This window comes from Mageeibacillus indolicus UPII9-5 (assembly GCF_000025225.2).
GTDB classification, from domain to species: Bacteria; Bacillota; Clostridia; order Saccharofermentanales; family Fastidiosipilaceae; genus Mageeibacillus; species Mageeibacillus indolicus.
The window spans coordinates 1394225-1412320 of sequence record NC_013895.2 but is presented as its reverse complement, the minus strand read 5'-3'; the positions used below and the strand labels follow the sequence as shown (position 1 = coordinate 1412320).

The 18096-nt window shown below is 46.9% G+C and carries 12 protein-coding genes; 11 read left to right on the top strand and 1 reads right to left on the bottom strand.

Translation table 11 applies throughout. The features are described 5' to 3' along the window. The first annotated feature begins 32 nt into the window (after positions 1-32). The 10 genes from mfd (at position 33) to HMPREF0868_RS06160 (ending at position 15870) form a co-directional block, all read left to right on the top strand. Positions 33-3758, top strand: coding sequence for a transcription-repair coupling factor (gene mfd, locus HMPREF0868_RS06205; RefSeq protein WP_012993873.1), 3726 nt, complete (start codon positions 33-35; stop codon positions 3756-3758). A 240-nt stretch (positions 3759-3998) separates the two neighbouring features. Further along, entirely contained in the window at positions 3999-5603 is a 1605-nt protein-coding gene (locus tag HMPREF0868_RS06200; protein ID WP_012993872.1) for an ABC transporter substrate-binding protein, read from the top strand. A 244-nt stretch (positions 5604-5847) separates the two neighbouring features. Beyond that, positions 5848-6783, top strand: a complete 936-nt coding sequence (locus tag HMPREF0868_RS06195) for an ABC transporter permease (protein WP_012993871.1) — start codon at positions 5848-5850, stop codon at positions 6781-6783. A gap of 4 nt (positions 6784-6787) precedes the next feature. Further along, complete coding sequence (locus tag HMPREF0868_RS06190) at positions 6788-7771, top strand: ABC transporter permease (RefSeq protein ID WP_012993870.1); 984 nt, start codon at positions 6788-6790, stop codon at positions 7769-7771. Between the two features lie 15 nt (positions 7772-7786). Further along, entirely contained in the window at positions 7787-8800 is a 1014-nt protein-coding gene (locus HMPREF0868_RS06185) for an ABC transporter ATP-binding protein (RefSeq protein ID WP_012993869.1), read from the top strand. Beyond that, positions 8793-9752 carry an ABC transporter ATP-binding protein gene (locus HMPREF0868_RS06180; protein WP_012993868.1) on the top strand — a complete coding sequence of 320 codons (960 nt, stop codon included), beginning with the start codon at positions 8793-8795 and terminating at the stop codon, positions 9750-9752. Before HMPREF0868_RS06185 ends, HMPREF0868_RS06180 begins: the two co-directional genes overlap by 8 nt. Positions 9753-9889: 137 nt before the next feature. After that, complete coding sequence (locus tag HMPREF0868_RS06175; RefSeq protein ID WP_012993867.1) at positions 9890-11263, top strand: hypothetical protein; 1374 nt, start codon at positions 9890-9892, stop codon at positions 11261-11263. An 86-nt stretch (positions 11264-11349) separates the two neighbouring features. Next, a complete protein-coding gene (gene dusB, locus HMPREF0868_RS06170) occupies positions 11350-12453 on the top strand; it encodes a tRNA dihydrouridine synthase DusB (protein WP_012993866.1) in 1104 nt (367 codons plus the stop codon). A 235-nt stretch (positions 12454-12688) separates the two neighbouring features. After that, complete coding sequence (gene fusA, locus HMPREF0868_RS06165) at positions 12689-14764, top strand: elongation factor G (protein WP_012993865.1); 2076 nt, start codon at positions 12689-12691, stop codon at positions 14762-14764. A gap of 149 nt (positions 14765-14913) precedes the next feature. Beyond that, positions 14914-15870, top strand: coding sequence for a PHP domain-containing protein (locus tag HMPREF0868_RS06160; RefSeq protein ID WP_012993864.1), 957 nt, complete (start codon positions 14914-14916; stop codon positions 15868-15870). Between the two features lie 7 nt (positions 15871-15877). Here the strand turns inward: HMPREF0868_RS06160 and HMPREF0868_RS06155 are convergent, their stop codons facing one another. Continuing rightward, positions 15878-17014, bottom strand: coding sequence for a glycosyltransferase family 2 protein (locus tag HMPREF0868_RS06155; RefSeq protein ID WP_012993863.1), 1137 nt, complete (start codon positions 17012-17014; stop codon positions 15878-15880). A 117-nt stretch (positions 17015-17131) separates the two neighbouring features. Here HMPREF0868_RS06155 and HMPREF0868_RS06150 point away from each other — a divergent pair, with 117 nt between their 5' ends. After that, the gene (locus HMPREF0868_RS06150) at positions 17132-17833 is read left to right on the top strand and encodes an LbetaH domain-containing protein (protein WP_012993862.1); all 702 of its coding nucleotides are present in this window, start codon (positions 17132-17134) and stop codon (positions 17831-17833) included. The last annotated feature ends 263 nt before the right edge of the window (positions 17834-18096 follow it).

Sequence of the window (18096 nt, the reverse complement as noted above, 5' to 3'; positions counted from 1 at the left end):
TAAGTGGATGTGAAGGTGAGGCTATAACGGTGATGACTAATATTGATACATTTCTTGCCCGGGCCAGCCGTGACAAAAATTTTGTCGCGTTGACCGAGGCGGTTGAAACTACGGCTGGGGCTTGTGGCAGGCATATTAATGTCACTGGCTTGAGTCCGACGCAGAAATCATATATAGTCGCGGCATTGACCGATCATTTCAGCAACCGACAGGACGCCGCCACGAATTCACAGGCAGTCAAACAGAAGGCCGGGCAGGTGAGAGGATGGACGGCGGAACGGGGTGAAGAGACCAGCCGGAACCTAGGAGCAGCGATGTGCTTGATTGAGCCGGACGAATTACAAATCCGTGAGACCCAAGCTGCTTTACAGCCGCTGCTGCCAGATTTACAAATTTTGCGCCCGCGTGAGATAAATCTGATTAATGCCGATGCCGGCTCCCGCCGTCAGGAACAAGATCGCCTGCTAACCTTGGCTGGTTTGCTCACCGGCCGTGTCCGTCATGTCTTGATCAGCGCGACGGCTCTGCTGCAACGCTTACCTGACCCGGATTTTTTGCGACGGCACTTGCTCATACTCCAAGGAACGGAACGTATACAGCCGGAAACGTTGGAACATTTTTTGCTGGCCGCCGGTTACGAAAAGGTCAGCCAAGCCGAAGCTTTCGGCCAATTTTCTCGCCGCGGCGATATAGTCGATGTTGTACCACCGGATTTGCGTCAAAGCAAGCCGGACTGCGGCCTGCGGATATCATTTTTTGATGATGAGATAGATAGTTTTACTTATTACTCTTTGATCAGCCAGCGCTCGGTTGGAAACTGCCGTAAGTCGGTTCTGATTTCTCCGGTAAAAGAAGTTCTGCTTGATGTCGACCGTCTTGATGCCGGTTCGTGTGCTGATAGTCTTGCTGATTCAAACATTAATGCGGAAAATTTGGCGGCAAAAATAGATGCGGCCGGCAAGCGAGAAATCCTGAGCCTGAAAGAAAACAATGCTTCTGCCAAGGTGACGGCCGAGCTTAACAAGTCACTTGCTGCTGATATCGCCAAGCTTACAGAAGGACTTACGACCGCCCCCGCCGACAAATGGTTGTCCTTGATTTATCCTGAAGATACAATGTTTTGGGACTATTGGCAGGAAACACCAGGCCCCAAACTCCCGGTTGTTTTGGATGAACCGCTGCGTTTGACTAAAGCATTGGACACGGCACAGGCAGCATGGCAAGAACGGATAAAAGAAGGCTTTTTGAAGGGCCAGAATTTTCTGACGGCGGGATTGGCCCAATATACTCGCCTGGATTGCATGCGCCGTTTGGACAAGGAAATGAACGTCATCACATTGGCCGTCATCGGAGGTGCGAACGGCTTTCCAGCCATTGCCGAATTTGTCATCCGGGGGCGTGAAAGCGACAGCTATTGCGGCAAAGATGCCAAACTGACAGCAGATTTAAAAGATCCCTCATTCCCACCATGTACGCTGTGTGCGGTCGGCGAAGTCCGCCGGCAAAAGTTAGCTGATTTACTGCGCACCGAAGGGGTTACTACCGAGCAGGCGAAAATTATTGATCTGCCTTTACCGCGCGGTTTTGTTTATCCGGCTGCTGATATGTGGGTCTTAGGCGAGCAGGAAATTTTTGCCGGCAAGGCCAAACGTCGCCGCAACCGCGGTTCGACAACCGGAGTCGCTCTGGATTTGTTCAGCGATTTACGTCCCGGTGATTTGGTTGTACACGACATTCACGGTATTGGAATTTACAAAGGCCTGCGTTCAGTTGAAGTTGACGGAGTTCGCCGCGACTATATTTGGCTTTCTTATGCTAACAATGACGAACTTTATCTACCTATGGAAGCATTGGATCAGTTGCAAAAATACATTGGTGTTTCCGAACAGCAAAATCCCAAACTCAGCCGTCTTGGCGGCACCGACTGGCAGAAACTCAAAAATAAGGCCCGTGATTCCGTTAAAAAACTGGCCTTTGACTTGGTTAAACTTTACGCCGAAAGAAGAAAGATTAAGGGGTATAAATTTCCGCCGGAAACAACTTGGGAACGAGAGTTCGCCGAGAGCTTTCCCTTTGAAGAAACCGACGATCAGCTGCGTTGCATTAAGGAAGTGAGCGCGGATATGGAATCCGACAAAGTCATGGACCGTTTGCTTTGCGGTGATGTAGGTTTCGGCAAGACGGAGGTCGCTTTTCGGGCACTTTTCAAGGCGGTCATGGGCGGAAAACAAGCGGCATTGCTGGCTCCAACCACAGTTTTGGCCCAACAGCATTACGAGAATTTTATGAACAGAATCAATGGTTTCCCAATTCGGGTAGGGTTGCTCAGCCGCTTTGCCAATGATGCCATGCAACACAAAACTTTGAGCGGCTTGGCCACGGGTAATATCGACGTTGTTATCGGTACTCACCGTTTGCTTTCCAAAGATGTAAAGTTTAAAAAACTTGGCTTGCTGATAATTGACGAGGAACAACGCTTTGGGGTCGAGCATAAAGAGAAATTGAAAGTAAACTATCAGGGCGTTGACGTTTTAACCTTGTCCGCGACCCCGATTCCACGCACTTTGCACATGGCTTTGTCTGGTATCAGGGATATAAGCGTGATCGAAGAGGCACCTCTCGATCGACGTTCTGTGTTGACCTACGTCATGGAGTACGATCCAGCGATTGTCATTGATGCCATCAATCGTGAGTTCAGCCGACACGGGCAAGTTTTTTATTTGTATAACAACACGGCCGGTATAGATGCAAAAGTGAACGAGCTGCAGGAGGCTTTGCCCGGTGCGCGAATCGCTGCCGGCCACGGAAAAATGAGTGAAAAACAACTAGAACAGGTGATTAACGATTTTTACGCTGGAGAGACCGATATATTGGTTTGTACCACTATAATTGAATCCGGTATAGATATGCCCAATGTCAATACACTAATCGTTGAAAATGCCGACCGTCTGGGGTTGGCTCAGCTGTATCAACTGCGCGGTCGTGTCGGGCGCTCCGGGCGTCAAGCTTATGCGTACATAACCTATCGCCGCGACAAAGTTTTGACGGAAGTGGCGGAAAAGCGGTTGACAGCGATCCGTGACTTTACGGAACTTGGTTCCGGCTTTAAAATTGCCATGAAGGATCTGGAAGTACGTGGAGCTGGGAATATCCTAGGCGGCGAGCAGCATGGACAGATGGCGGCGGTAGGTTACGATATGTATTGCCGCATGTTGGATGAAGAAATTGCCAAAGCGGAGACGGAGCTTAACGGCGAAGCGGGCAGCAAGCCGAAAAATTCTCTGCCGGCGGTCGAGACGATAGTTGATATTCCGGTTGATGCATATTTACCGCGGGAGTTCATTGCTGATGAAGGGCAGCGAATGGACATGTATAAACGGCTGACGGCGATTGAGTCTGACCGGGATTATCATGATGTCATAGATGAATTGTTGGATCGTTTCGGTGAGCTGCCTCCGGAAGTTACGGTGCTGGCGGCGATCAGCTATATTCGTCATATGGCGTCCAAAGCCGGTATTGAACGCGTTTCCCGTCAGGATGATCGGATTATAATGCGTCTGCCGGCTGGGCAAAAGGTCAACATGCCTTTGATTGCGGCGATTATGGCCCAGCAAAGCTATTCAGGTGAAATGAATTTTGCAGCGGGTGCCAAGCCATACATTGAATACCGGATTGGGGCGTTGAAACCGGCCGAGGCGGTGGAAAAGTTGCGGAAATTATTTATGAATGCGGAAAAAGCGTTTAACGACCAAAAATAAGAGTTCCCGCTATTTATGTAGACAAGAGCCGCCGCAAAATTTACATGTACCTATATGTACACTCGTTATGGCTTCTATATTCAAAAAATGAACTCGATTTGTGTAAAACTGACAAATAAACTGCGTGGTAAAACGATTGCAGAGTGTGCATTATGATGATAAAATCCTAAGTGTGGTTAACATACCGTGAATTTTTGATGACGATAGTTAATTAAGACATCTAGTAATGGAGGAAATACTATGAAGAAGCTACTGGCCGTATTGCTAAGCTTAGCCATGCTTACCGGAGTATTGACGGGTTGCGGCGGAAATGATTCCGACACCAAAGCTGGCTCCAAACAGGGCGGAAAACAGGCGAACAGCGGTGAAACCGCCAACATCAAACACAAATCTAGCCTTATTATCGGAACGGACGCCGATATTAACAATCTTGATTTGCAAGAGCAGCAGGACCAGATTAACAACATTGTATTGAAAAACACCCACCAAACTCTGGTTTTTTTCAATAACGGCTCGGCCGGCAAAGACCGCTTTGTACCTTGCTTAGCCAAATCATGGGAATTTACCGACGATACACATATTAAGATGAACTTGCGTGACGATGTCCATTTCAATGACGACGACAAAACCGAAATGACCGCCGATGACGTCAAATTCACGCTGGACACGGCCATCACTAAAATGGTAGCTTCAACCTTGAAAGGTTATAAAAGCTGCAAGGTAATCGACAAACACACCATTGAAATCGAAATAGACAAGTACAACAACGAATTCGTACAGTCACTTTCTTCGGTTCCGCTCTCGATCCAATCCAAAAAGGCTTATGAAAGTGGCATGGAAAAGCCGTATTTAATCGGCACCGGACCGTACAAGTTCGATGAATGGGTTGAAGGTGAGTATGTTCGCTTGAAAAAAGTTGAAGATTACTGGGGCAAAAATTTGCCGGCAGAAGACAACCTTTCCGCCGGGGTGGCCGAAACAATTGAATTCCGACCATATATTGAAGCTTCAGCTCGGGTTATCGCTCTGCAATCCGGTGAAATTGATGTCTGTGTTAACCCGCCGATCAATGAATTGAAGTTCTTACAAGAAGACAAAAATCTTACCGTTTATGAGCAACCTGGAACGCGACTGTTTTACTTTGCGTTCAATGTAACCAAAAAACCGTGGGACAACCAAAAGCTGCGTCAGGCTGTAGCCTGTGCCATTGATCGCAAGGCGGTGCTGGATGCTGCCGTTTATGGCAAAGGCACGCCGCAAAAGACCATTTTGAATCGCGGCTTATGGGGATTTTACGATGAAATGCCGGGCTTTGAATATAACCTTGAACGCGCGAAAAAGTTGATGAAAGAGGCCGGCTACGAAAACGGCGGCTTGACAACCACCTTGACTTACGCTTCCGGTACGCCTTATGAACAGATTGCTACAGTTATCCAAGCAAATTTGGACAAAATCGGCATCAAAGTCACCTTATCCCCGATGGAAACGGCAACCTTAAAATCAAACTGTGTTGACGGCAAACAGGAACTCTTCCTGTGGCGTTGGAATGAAGACTCAAAAGTAGATTTCGTCTATCGTGACCTGTTCTACACTGGATCAGGCTCTAACTATCACCACTATTCCGATCCTAAGGCTGATAGCTTGACTGACACCGTAGCCACTGAAAAAGATCAAGATAAGAGATTGGCAGCGGCTAAAGAATTGCAGGAGTATTTGGTCGAGGCCTGCCCACAAGTTCCGTTGTATATTGCCAATTTGGTAATTGCGTTTAACAAGAACTTAAAAGGCCAATATTTCTACGGCGGCGGCAACCATGACTGGCGGCATGCTTACATTGCCGAGTAGATTGGGTAAAAACGGTGAACTTACAGTGAGCCGAAGCAATACAACAGAAAGCGGGACTGTTAAATGCAGTCCCCTTTTATTAATTAAAGCCGTAATCATGAAGACTCAAATGAGATGCAGATTTGATAACTCAGATGGCACGAAAGTTCGGCAATTGCCATGAAGGTTGAACTCGTGCCCCAAAGGCTTTAAAATCATATTGAAAACAGATAAACAAAACATCAAAATTGAGGTGTATATCTAGATGAGTAGATATATTTTGAAACGGCTGGCGATGCTGATCCCGGTTATTTTGATCACATCCTTGCTGATTTTTTGGGCGATGAGTCTGACTGAGGGAGATCCAGCCCTTATCTTGGCGGGCGACAAAGCTTCGCCGGAAAAAGTGGAAGAAATCCGCGAAGAACTGGGATTGAATGATCCTTTTATCGTTCAGTACGGTAGGTATATGAAGGGTATGGTTACGGGTAATATGGGCAAGTCTTATATTACCAAAAAAGACGTTTTCAAAACCTTCATGCAAAAGCTGCCGAATACTTTGGCGTTGGGTGGTGCCGCGGTTCTTATCGCTATTATCGTGTCTATTCCGCTAGGCATCTATACAGCCATTCACCAAAATACTTTCAAAGATACGGCCGGCATGGTCTTCGCCCTGTTCGGAACTTCAATGCCGAACTTCTGGCTCGGATTGATGCTGATCATCATTTTCGCATTGAACTTAAAAATATTGCCGAGCGGCGGCAAATCCGGTCTTGCGAGTCTTATTTTGCCTGCGATAACCGTAGGCTTTGGTTTGGCCGCGCTGATCACCCGCACGACAAGGTCGTCAATGCTGGATGTGTTGCGGCAAGACTACATGGTGACCGCTCGAGCTAAAGGGTGTTCGGAGAAACGGGCTATATTGGTTCATGCGCTGAAAAATGCTCTGATCCCGATTATTACGGCAATTGGCTTACAAATGTCGTTGGTAATTACTGGATCGGTTTTGGCCGAAACAGTCTTTTCGTGGCCGGGCATCGGTCGATTGGTGTACGATTCGATTTCCAAACGTGATACTCCGATGGTAACCGGTGCCATTATTATGAGTTCCGTGCTGATGCTGATCATCAATTTGGTTGTCGATTTGGTATATGCTTTCTTTGATCCTCGGATCAAAGCCCAGTATAGCAGGAAGAGGTGAGCTTATGGCGGGAATGATTAAGGGCCGAGAGGCTGAACAAGGCGCAAAATGTGGTGAAACGCCCAAACCGGCCAACCAGGCCAACCCGGCTAAGAATGGCAAACCTGGCAAACTGGCCAAAACGTCAAAAACAGTAAAGAGCCGCAGCCTTTTTCAAGAGACATGGCGCAGACTGATAAAGAATAAAGGCTCTGTTATCGGAATGGTTTTTTTGGTTGTTTTGGTAGTGGCTGCCTTGGCGGCACCACTCATCTTTGATTATAAAACAGATATTATCGGCCAAAATATGGCGGAAAAGCTCAAAGCTCCGTCTTGGCAACATTGGTTCGGAACGGATGAGTATGGCCGTGATTTGTTTGCTAGAGTTATCTATGGGGCGCGCTATTCGCTAATTATAGGTGTCGGAGCCGTTTTGCTTGGCCTAGTCGTCGGTACTTTTCTCGGAGCGCAAGCCGGTTTCAAAGGCGGAATTATCGACTCAATAATTATGCGCGGTGTCGATATTTTTTATTCCATTCCTAATATTATGACGGCAGTAGTTATTGTCTCCCTACTTGGCACTAGCACGGTCAACCTCATGATTGCCCTAGCTTTTGCCTGCGCCAGCAGTTTTTCCCGTATCGTGCGTGCCTCGGTTATGACGATTCGTGGGCAGGAATTTGTCGAATCCTCATACGCGATGGGACTTCCGACTTGGAAAATAATCCTTAAACACATTTTGCCTAACTGTCTATCCCCTATAATCGTTCAGGTCACCTTGCTGATCGGTACAACAATTATTTCGGCCTCATCGCTCAGCTTTCTTGGTATCGGAGTTCCAGCGCCGGCTCCGGAATGGGGGGCTTTGCTTTCAGCCGGCCGCGGCCATATCCGCGACGCCAGCCATATGTGCATAATTCCCGGTTTAGCGATAATGGCGACCGTTTTGGCACTTAACCTTTTGGGTGACGGTTTGCGTGACGCCTTGGATCCAAAGATGAAAAAGTAGGGGGACAAGATACAAGTGAATTCGGAAACAAACTTAGTTTTACAAGTAAAAGACTTGGTCGTTCACTATGAAACCGAAGATGCGACCGTACAGGCGGTTAATGGCATAAGCCTTTCAATTGCCAAAAAAAGGACCCTCGGTTTGGTTGGCGAAACGGGTGCCGGCAAGACCACAACCGCTTTATCTATTCTCAACTTGGTGCCTGATCCGCCGGGGAAAATAAAACACGGCGAAATATTTTTGGACGGCGTTGACGTTCTGAAAATGTCCAAGGAAGAACTTGAAAAAATGCGCGGCAATGATGTAGCCATGATTTTTCAGGACCCGATGACCGCTCTAAACCCGGTTATGTCCGTAGGCGAGCAAATCGGGGAAAGTTTGATGCTGCACCAGAATATCAGTAAAAAAGAGGCTTTTGAACAGGCCAAAGAAATGCTGAAATTGGTCGGTATTGCGGAAAGCCGTGCCGGCGATTATCCGCACCAATTTTCCGGTGGAATGAAACAACGGGTAATAATTGCCATAGCATTGGCCTGCAACCCCAAACTTTTAATCGCTGATGAACCGACTACGGCGTTAGACGTTACGATTCAGGCTCAAGTCCTCGAATTGATGAAAAAACTGATAAAAGAAAAAGAAATGTCGATGTTGCTAATAACTCATGATCTGGGGGTTGTGGCCGAAGTCTGCGAAGACGTTGCGGTTGTGTATGCCGGACACGTTGTGGAAATAGGCACGGCGGACGACGTTTTTAATCACATGCGCCATCCATACACCGAAGGTCTGTTCGAATCTTTGCCGAACTTAAAAAAACGTGGCGAAAAGCTTTATTCCATCCGTGGGCTGATGCCTGACCCTTCAGATTTGCCGCCGGGCTGCGCCTTTGCTCCGCGGTGTCCGTACGCAACTGCCGCTTGCGATGAAGCGATACCTGCTTTGACCTCGGTGGGCGACAGCAAAACGCATCGTGTTGCTTGCCGAGCCTATGAGAATGCCGAATTTGCCCTCAGGAGGAATCGCAATGTCTAAAAAGAACATACTGGAAGTTAAGGGATTGACAAAATTTTTCGCGACTCCGTCCGGCTTGCTGCACGCAGTTGACGGGGTAAGCTTCAACATTGAGGAAGGCAAGACGCTAGGCATTGTCGGTGAATCCGGTTGCGGCAAGTCTACCACCGGGCGCACAATTTTAAAACTGATTGAACCGACGGCAGGACGAATTATTTTTGACGGACAGGACATAACGAAACTATCTCGGCGCAAAATGCGGCCACTGCGACAAGAGATGCAAATGATTTTCCAAGATCCGTTTTCGTCCCTTGACCCACGCCAGACTGTAATGCAGTTGATCAGCGAGCCGATTATAGAACATAAGTTGTTGCACGGAAAGTCGGCAATAGAAAAACGGACGCGCGAACTGATGGAAACCGTTGGCTTGGCGGAGCGGTACGTCAATGTTTATCCACACGAATTGGACGGTGGGCGTCGCCAGCGAATCGGGATTGCCCGCGCCTTGGCAGTGCGCCCTAAACTGATCATTTGCGATGAACCGGTTTCGGCTCTTGACGTTTCGATTCAGGCGCAAATTTTAAATTTGTTGCGTGAACTTCAGGAAAAATTTGGCCTTACTTATATTTTTATTACCCATGATTTGTCTGTGGTACGGTATTTTTCCGACGAAATCGGGGTTATGTATTTGGGGCAGCTGGTGGAAAAAGCACCTTCGGACATACTGTTTAGTAATCCGCTGCATCCTTATACCAAAGCCCTGCTGTCAGCAATTCCTTTGCCGATCGTAGGCAAGGAAAAGCCGCACCGACAGTTAATAAAAGGGGAAATCACTTCACCGGTCAACTTGCCGGATGCATGCCGCTTCGGAGCGCGTTGCGATTTCACCTGTGAATCCTGTCGCCAAAGCAACCCTTCATTGCACGAAATTGAGCCGCAGCATTTCGTCGCCTGCCATAAAGTTAGCGGCTGAATAAGAATACCCTCCTTACTGGTTTTGTCCAGTAAAGAGGGTACATATCATTGATTATGCGAGATATTTTTATTATAATGTAATCTGTATTTTAATCTGTTCGTAAATAAACTGAAATATGTAAGGGATGATAATTTATGAAAAATACAGGTAACAATCGCACTGCTTATGGCAAGCTACCTGAGATGGCTGAATCTCTCGCGCGAGGACTGACCCCGAACGGAACTTCATCAAATTCGGCTTTGATCAGGCTCAGCTTACTTTTGCCGATAATCATTTGGTGTATCAACAGGGTGGTAAACCTCGTAGTGCCGTCAACTTCTATGGTTTGGGTAAACCTTTTCCAGCTGATTACGGCCTGCTTGACGGTTTACAGTTTCGTTAAGGTATCTGATCGCCTCGCGCTGAGTTTTACGGGGTTATTTTGGCTTTACGAATTCTACTACTTTTATGTGGCGATAGACGGCCATGGTTGGAGCAGCTATCTCATAGAAATCTACCGCCTGTTCATAGTTTTATATTTCCTCACGCTGATTTATTTGCCACGCCATGCTAAGACTCAGGTCTTAATGAAAAAAATTCGACCGGTTTTCAAGCTGATTATTTCGTTTTTACTGATTGTGGAAATGATAATCGCTGTTGTAGTGTTTTTTATAAACATAACTGATAACTACTACAACTTGCAAAATTTGATTGTCCTGTTGTCTTCGGTAGTGATGTTGGCTTTCATCAACGGAGTGTTCGATCGGGTAAGTTTTGGTAAGTCGCTTAAATTCCTTGCACCTCCGATTGCTTTGGGCTTGATCTTGTTCTTTTCCCTGTTGGATGGAATTATCAGCGCCATTGTTCTGAAAGACACAGGTATTTCGCCGTTATTACTTTTCATTGCTACCCTTGCCAAGGGTATACTCGCGGCAAGCTTTATTTTGCCGGCTTATTTAATGCTTAATTGTCAGGTTAAAATTTCCGACATCTTCGGTCAGTTCGGGGGGAAGGATGGAACTAGTGGAGACCCGCGGGAGCAGAATCAACCGCTGCCGTCCGTTAGCCATGATGAGCCAAATATGCAGGCTGAAGAAAGTTTATCAGTTCCTAATACGGTCGATGACGCTTCCGTCGATCCTTATGCAGCTAATCAAGCAGCGGATCATGCCGGATACGGATTAAATGAACGGGCGGCTTATACGCCGGTTGACGAAATTGGTCGTGATGATGTGAAGACTCAGCCTAACCCACTTGATGATGGGTGGCATAGCAACTATTATACCTGGAACAATAATAATGCTCCGACTTCGGAAGACTATGCCGAGCGGCCGCTATTAAACCGTGTTGACGAAGAAACTGATAAAACCGTCGGTGCAGGTCAAGCTGGTGGTGCCACTGCCGTTTCCAACCAAGCGCAGGGTTCTAATCCCAATGCCGCGTCTGCCGGTTTTGAGTCCGGTCTGTCAGGCAATACTAACACTAACCCAAACGATTCGGAACTTCCACCTTCGATCCGCCGCATTTAATTTTGGTATGATGCAAATTCAACTCGGCCGCCGCAATACCCACTGACGGCTGGGCTTAACACAAGTAAAGCGAGTTAGGTGTATTGATGAACGGGTTTGTTGAGAACAAAACTTGGCTGCATCCGATTCAATTGTATGCAAATGAATTAAGGGACAGGATTGACAACACGAGCAATCCTGTTCTTTCTTTGCCGAGCAACATTTTACTGGCTCCTCTGGCCGGTGCGTCTGACTTACCCTTTCGCCATCTTTGCCAGACATATGGGGCGGGGCTAACCTGCACGGAACTGGTTTCGGCCCGAGGACTGCACTATGCCGGCGTGGCCAAATCTTGGCGTTACCTGCGCTTGGGTGAGGATGAAACTCCACGAGCTATTCAGCTTTTCGGCTATGATCCGACAGACTTTGCCGCCGCAATTGAACTGATATTAAAGACTGCGGAATTACCGCGCCCGGATATTATCGACATAAATATGGGTTGCCCCGTCCCTAAAGTAACCAAGACGGGGGCCGGGTCAGCTTTGATGCTACGCCCGGAACTTGCGGCCAAAATTATATCGGCCTGTAAAAACACCTTAAACGGCACCGATATTTTGGTGACATGCAAATTTCGCCGCGGTTACAATAAGGACAGTAACATTGCCGCTGAGTTTGCCTTGGCTATGGCAGAGGCGGGGGCAGCGATGATTACCGTACATGGACGTACTCGTGAACAGGGATATAGTGGTACGGCCGATTGGGAATGTATAGCAGAAGTGGTTGAGGCGGTGCATGGTTTTCTCGCCCGACACCGGTATTCACCTATTCCGGTTATTGCCAACGGCGATATCATTGATGGTCCGACGGCACGAAAAGCGTTAGAAACAACTGGGGCGGATGGAGTCATGATTGGCCGAGCGGCTTTGGGGCATCCGTGGATTTTCCGTGAAATTGCTAATTACCTCCAGGGTCTCCCTAAACCGGAAGCCCCAACTCGGCAAGAAATAGCTGCTGCCATTTGGGGGCAATATCAAGCATATCTTTCTTTTTATGATGAAACTACCGCTACCAAGGAACTGCGTAAAATCATCGGCTGGTATCTGCGCGGTCAGCCTGGGGCTGTAGAAATGCGCCGCCTGGCTGTAAGTGTCAGCAACCGTGATGACGTACTCGCTCTGCTCAGAATGTGGAGTGGTTTCCTACCTCATTAATTTTTTCACCGCACACTACCACTGCGCACTATCCCTGCGCACTATCCCTGGTAAATGCAAAAAATAGCTGCAAAAGAACAAGAATACTATTGACAAATCCATTGCCTCGGCTATATACATAAAAACAATCTAATATATTTGACGTTTTGCACAATATTATTTCCCTTTAACCCCGTGTATAATGATAAAGTGACGATGATAACCGTCAACTAAACTAACAAAGGGGGAATAGGATATGAAAGAATATCCCGCATCTCAGATTCGTAATCTGGCCATTATGGGCCACAGCGGAGCAGGTAAGACTAGTTTTGCCGAGGCCTGTTTTTTTAACGCTAAGCTAGTTGAACGCTTAGGCAAGGTGACTGACGGGAATACGGTAATGGATTTCGATCCGGAAGAAATGCGCCGTCATATTTCTATAAATACATCTGTTGCTTCATTGGAGTGGGACAACAAAAAATTTACTTGGCTGGATACCCCCGGTGATTTCGACTTCATGGGTGAAGTAGCTTCGGCATTACGTGTAGCCGATAGTGCATTAATAGTTATTTCAGCTAAATCAGGGGTTACCGTCGGCGCTGAGAAAGCGGTGCGTTACCTGCGCAAAGCCGGCATACCTTTTGCGTTTTTTATCAATAAAATGGATGAAGAAAATGCTAACTATCCTAAAGTAATGGAAGATTTGCGTACCCATTTCGGGACTCGGGTAACGCCGATGATGGTCCCGATTTTGGAAAATAATAAGATGATGGGTTTTGTCAACTCATTTAATAATCATGCACATAAGTTACACCCTAACGGTGATTTAGAAGATATAGATTTACCTGCCGACATGGAAGCTCCATTAAAGGAAATTTTTGATGGAATGATGGAGCACGTCGCTGAAAGTTCCGAAACATTGATGGAAAAATATTTTGCCGGTGAGGAGTTTACCCCGGCAGAAATTGATCGCGGTATATTCGAAGCCGTTCAGAACGCTGATGTATATCCTGTTTTCTGTGGCTCGGCGGCGCGTAACTGGGGTGTACGCTATACGATGTCAAAGTTGGGCGATTACATGCCATCGCCTCTGCAGGCTCGCCCCGAAACAGCCGTCACGGAAAATGGTGGCAGCGTGGAACTCAAAGTTGATCCTAAAGGACCGCTGGCGGCGGTAGTGTTTAAAACTATTGCCGACCCGTTCGTGGGACGAATTTCCTTCTTCCGCGTCTATTCCGGTGAAATTAAGAACAACGAGAGTGTTTATAATGCTAAATATGGCAAAGAAGAACGGATAACCGGCCTGGCCACCGCTTTTGGTCAAAAATCGAAGCCTACCGATTGCATCAAAGCCGGTGATATCGGTGCAGTTACGAAACTTACAGTCACCAGAACTGGCGATACATTGTCAAGCAAAGCCAAGCCATTAACCCTGCCCGGTGTTGAATTCCCGCCGCCAGCCTTATCAATGGCTGTTCTGCCGGTCGCTAAAGGCGATGAAGAAAAAATAATGGCTGGATTGCGCCGTATTCAAGATGAGGATCCGTCATTTATTGTTGAAAACAATCCGGAAACCAAACAAATGATTTTATCTGGGGTAGGCGAAATTCATCTTGATGTTATCAAGGCCAAATTGAAGAATAAATTCAAGGTTGACTGTTTGCTGGAAGAGGCCAAGGTCCCTTATCGTGAAACTATCCGTAAAAAGTTTAAGGCGCAAGGTAAGCATAAGAAACAATCCGGCGGTCACGGTCAGTACGGCGATGTCTGGATTGAATTTGAACCCTGTGAAGAAGCCGAAAAGCTGATTTTTGAAGAAAAAGTTTTTGGCGGTTCAGTGCCAAAGGCTTATTTCCCCGCGGTAGAAAAGGGCTTGATGGAGGCCGTGGAACACGGTGTTTTGGCCGGCTACCCGGTAGTCCATGTTAAAGCAACTTTGCTCGACGGTTCTTATCATGATGTCGACTCATCGGAAATGGCCTTCAAAATTGCTGCTAACTTGGCATATAAGGCTGCTATGCCGAAAGCTGGGCCGGTAATCCTCGAACCTATTTCCAATGTCAAAATTTGGGTGCCGGAAAATTACCTCGGCGATATCATGAGTGATTTGAATAAACGGCGCGGACGGATAATGGGCATTGAACCGAAGTCGGAGATGCAGGTCGTTTCGGCGGAAGTGCCGACATCTGAGCTGAGCCATTACGCCACCGATTTGCGCTCAATGACGCAAGGTCGGGCGTGGTTCGGAGCGGAGTTTGCACGCTATGAACAAGCTCCGGATATTGTGGCCCAGAAAGTAATCGCCGATGCTAAACAGAAGGAAAATGATTAAACGTTTACTATAATTAGCCTAAAGTCATAATATACTTCATAATGCGATGCGGGTCGGCTTTATATAGTCGGCCCGCATTCCCGTACCGTTAGCGGGTTGATTTTGCTATAATTAGGTATATTAATCACGGTACAGAAAGCAGGGACAAAATGAGCTTGAACAATCAGCTCGAACTTAAATATAATCTAGATTTTTTAGAAAAAGATTTGCACGAATATCGTGACCTAAGTTTAGCTGCTAGAGATATTCTACAAAACGCGTTACGGGCCGGAACGTGCGATTTGCACATTCACACTTCCAGTTCGGACGGAAGTGACAGTGTTGGCGAAATTATGGAAACGGCAATGCATAATGAGTTATGCGCCTTTTCCATTACTGACTATGACACCATGGCTGCAGTGGACAATATGATGATAATTGTCGACAAAATGCTGCAAATGGGCGTGCCTATACCGCGGTTTATCCGCGGACTTGAGATCAGTTCGGCTTGGAATAAGCATAAACAGAATTTGCTAGCCTATTTCCCTTTGGAAGGTACGGGAATGATCCAATCTTTCTTGGAGGATCAACGTCAAAGGCGGCGTTCACGCAATATTCGTATGTGCGAAAGACTGCAAGCCTGTGGTTTGCCGATTACGATTGAGGAATTGGAAGCTGAGGGACCGTACGTAGTCGGGCGACTGCATGCTGCCAATTTATTGATCCGCAAGGGAATAGTTATGACTCAAGCGGAAGCTTTTTCGGAATGGCTCGATGAAGGGCGGCCGGCCTATGTTCCGTACGACTTGCCGCGACTTGAGGACTGCATACGTTTGGTTCGCGGGGCAAACGGTGTTCCGGTGTTGTCCAAGCCGTATAAATACAACTGGCTTGATTTGACGGATGACGAAATCACAGATAAATTGATATATTTGCGTCAGATCGGTCTTTTAGGTGTGGAAGTTGTTTTTAGCGGGATGCTGGAGAAAGATATGGAACGTCTTGCTGTTTCGACCAAAAAAGCCGGTCTGATGGCTACCTGTGGTTCCGGTTACAGCGGTTATTATCGTTCCAAGGCGGATATGTTTAAGAATGGGCAAGATTTCAGCCGATGGTTACTACTGTGAGTTTTGGCTATTTGCGCTCATCTGAATATTTTTCTGAACATTTTTCGGTTTCGGCTCCGCTTTTTGGCTGGTTCGTTGGGCTTTTAGCTGGACTTTCCGCTGTATTTTCTGGAGAAAAGGCAGTGCTTGCCGCTAAAATGTAGCGCGGCCGGCCTTTTATTTCTTCATAAATTTTGCCAATATATATACCGATAATTCCCAGCGATGTCGTAATGATACCGCCGATAATCAGTTGCAACAAAATTACGGTTGTAAAGCCTTCTAAAGCTCGTCCAGTCAAAAAATTCACCAAGGTTTCCACCGCCATAACAACGGCGGCGATCAAAAAGATCAGCCCTAAAGAAGTTACCAGATGCAGAGGTTTAGTGGAAAAAGAAGTGATGGCGGTTATGGCCAGCTTTATTAAGCTGCCCGGTGTCCATTTACTATGCCCGTGGCTGCGCGGATCGACCTGAAAGTAGACGAACGCTCGACTGAATCCGAGCCATTCAACCAACCCACGAAAAAATGTAGTTCGTTCATTTAGCTCACGCCACGCCAGAAGTACCTTTCGATCCAATAACTTGTAATCGGAAGCGTCGGCTAGATCCACTTTGGCCAATTTTGAGAACAGTCGATAAAAAGTTTTGACTGAGAGCTTATGGAGCAGCGACTCGCTTCCCCGGGAAGACTTGACACCTTCGACAACATCGAACCCGTTGCGCCAAGCAGTGATAAATTCTGGAATATAGCGCGGCGGATGCTGTAAATCGGCATCCATGATCAAGACTGCTTCTCCTTCGGCCTTGTCCAAGCCGGCGCACAAAGCAGCCTCTTTGCCGAAGTTACGTGAAAACCGTAAGCCCTTGATCCGTGCGTCACTGGCCGCTGCCGCTTTGACCCGTGCCCAAGTATCGTCCTGTGAACCATCATCGACCAAAATAAGCTCGTAGCTTTCTACTGCGTTTGCCAAAACGGGCTGCAATGCCGCCAAAGTGGCTGATAACTGTTCACTTTCGTTATAAATTGGAATAACCAAGGATAACTCCGGCCGTTTAATTGCGGCTTGAATCTCGGTTGGTAAAGAATCGGAAGAGGTGGAGCCGGAGTCGGAGCCGGAGGAAAATGAATCGGAAGAGAAAGAATTAAACATTTCAGTTGTCACAGCACACCGCCTTTCGCCATAATTATAACATGAAGAATGTCGTTGATTGTGATAAAATAGCAATATTAACAAGCTTTTTCAATATCGGTAATTTTGCTTAAGTGAAAGGAACATATTATGAGCGAAAATAAAACATTGAGCAAAGAATATACGGAAATAAAAACAGCCTCGCTGTTCGACTTTTCTCAAACTTTGGCAGCTTCCCTGTTGGCTCGTCATGAATACCCTTGGACAGCATTAGCAGAAATTGGCGATTTTATTCGAGAAACAGGCCGAGGGCTCGGCGATGATTACCAAGAAATCAAACCGGAAGTATGGGTGCATAAAACTTGCAAAATCGCCCCCACAGCCGATATAACCGCTCCTTGCATCATCGGCGCGGCGACCGAAGTTCGCCCTGGCGCATTTATTCGCGGCAAAGCGTTGATCGGAGAAAATTGTGTTATAGGAAACTCTACTGAACTGAAAAATGTGATTATCAGTAATAATGTTCAAGTCCCGCATTACAACTATGTCGGTGATTCGATTTTGGGCTACAAATCTCACATGGGGGCCGGTAGCATAACCTCCAACGTCAAGGCCGATCGTAGCTTAGTGACGGTAAATTTGCCTTCTGGGGAAAAGATACCCACTGGCTGTAAAAAATTCGGGGCAATGTTGGGTAATGGCGTGGAAGTAGGCTGTAACGCAGTTCTTAATCCGGGTTCAATTATTTGTGCCGGTAGCACGGTATACCCTCTGACCTCAGTGCGCAAAGTAGTGGCACCTGGTTCAATTTGTAAGCAGGACGGCACCACGGTAGTTAAAGAAGTTCGTTAAAAAGTTCGTTAAAAATAAAACAGGTATGACTTTAGGGGCATTCACTTAGGGATTTAGTTCCTAAAAAATTATCGGCGTAGTCGGGTAGTAATACCGATTACGCTGATTTTACTTATGGGGGTGAATATCAACTGCACCCATGTAATTCCACTGTATACATATGGTTTGTTTTTTTGTTCTTGTACCTGATACCTTTTCAGATTGTTAGCCATGGCGGAGGTTGTAATCTGACGCTTTTAGAAAAAATCTCCGGCGACTATATA

Excerpts from the sequence above, each read along its gene's own strand:
- HMPREF0868_RS06200 (WP_012993872.1), top strand. The coding sequence starts at position 3,999 with ATGAAGAAGCTACTGGCCGTATTGCTAAGCTTAGCCATGCTTACCGGA.
- HMPREF0868_RS06150 (WP_012993862.1), top strand. The coding sequence starts at position 17,132 with ATGAGCGAAAATAAAACATTGAGCAAAGAATATACGGAAATAAAAACA.
- HMPREF0868_RS06190 (WP_012993870.1), top strand. The coding sequence starts at position 6,788 with ATGGCGGGAATGATTAAGGGCCGAGAGGCTGAACAAGGCGCAAAATGT.
- HMPREF0868_RS06160 (WP_012993864.1), top strand. The coding sequence starts at position 14,914 with ATGAGCTTGAACAATCAGCTCGAACTTAAATATAATCTAGATTTTTTA.
- mfd (WP_012993873.1), top strand. The coding sequence starts at position 33 with ATGACTAATATTGATACATTTCTTGCCCGGGCCAGCCGTGACAAAAAT.
- HMPREF0868_RS06175 (WP_012993867.1), top strand. The coding sequence starts at position 9,890 with ATGAAAAATACAGGTAACAATCGCACTGCTTATGGCAAGCTACCTGAG.
- HMPREF0868_RS06195 (WP_012993871.1), top strand. The coding sequence starts at position 5,848 with ATGAGTAGATATATTTTGAAACGGCTGGCGATGCTGATCCCGGTTATT.
- fusA (WP_012993865.1), top strand. The coding sequence starts at position 12,689 with ATGAAAGAATATCCCGCATCTCAGATTCGTAATCTGGCCATTATGGGC.
- dusB (WP_012993866.1), top strand. The coding sequence starts at position 11,350 with ATGAACGGGTTTGTTGAGAACAAAACTTGGCTGCATCCGATTCAATTG.
- HMPREF0868_RS06180 (WP_012993868.1), top strand. The coding sequence starts at position 8,793 with ATGTCTAAAAAGAACATACTGGAAGTTAAGGGATTGACAAAATTTTTC.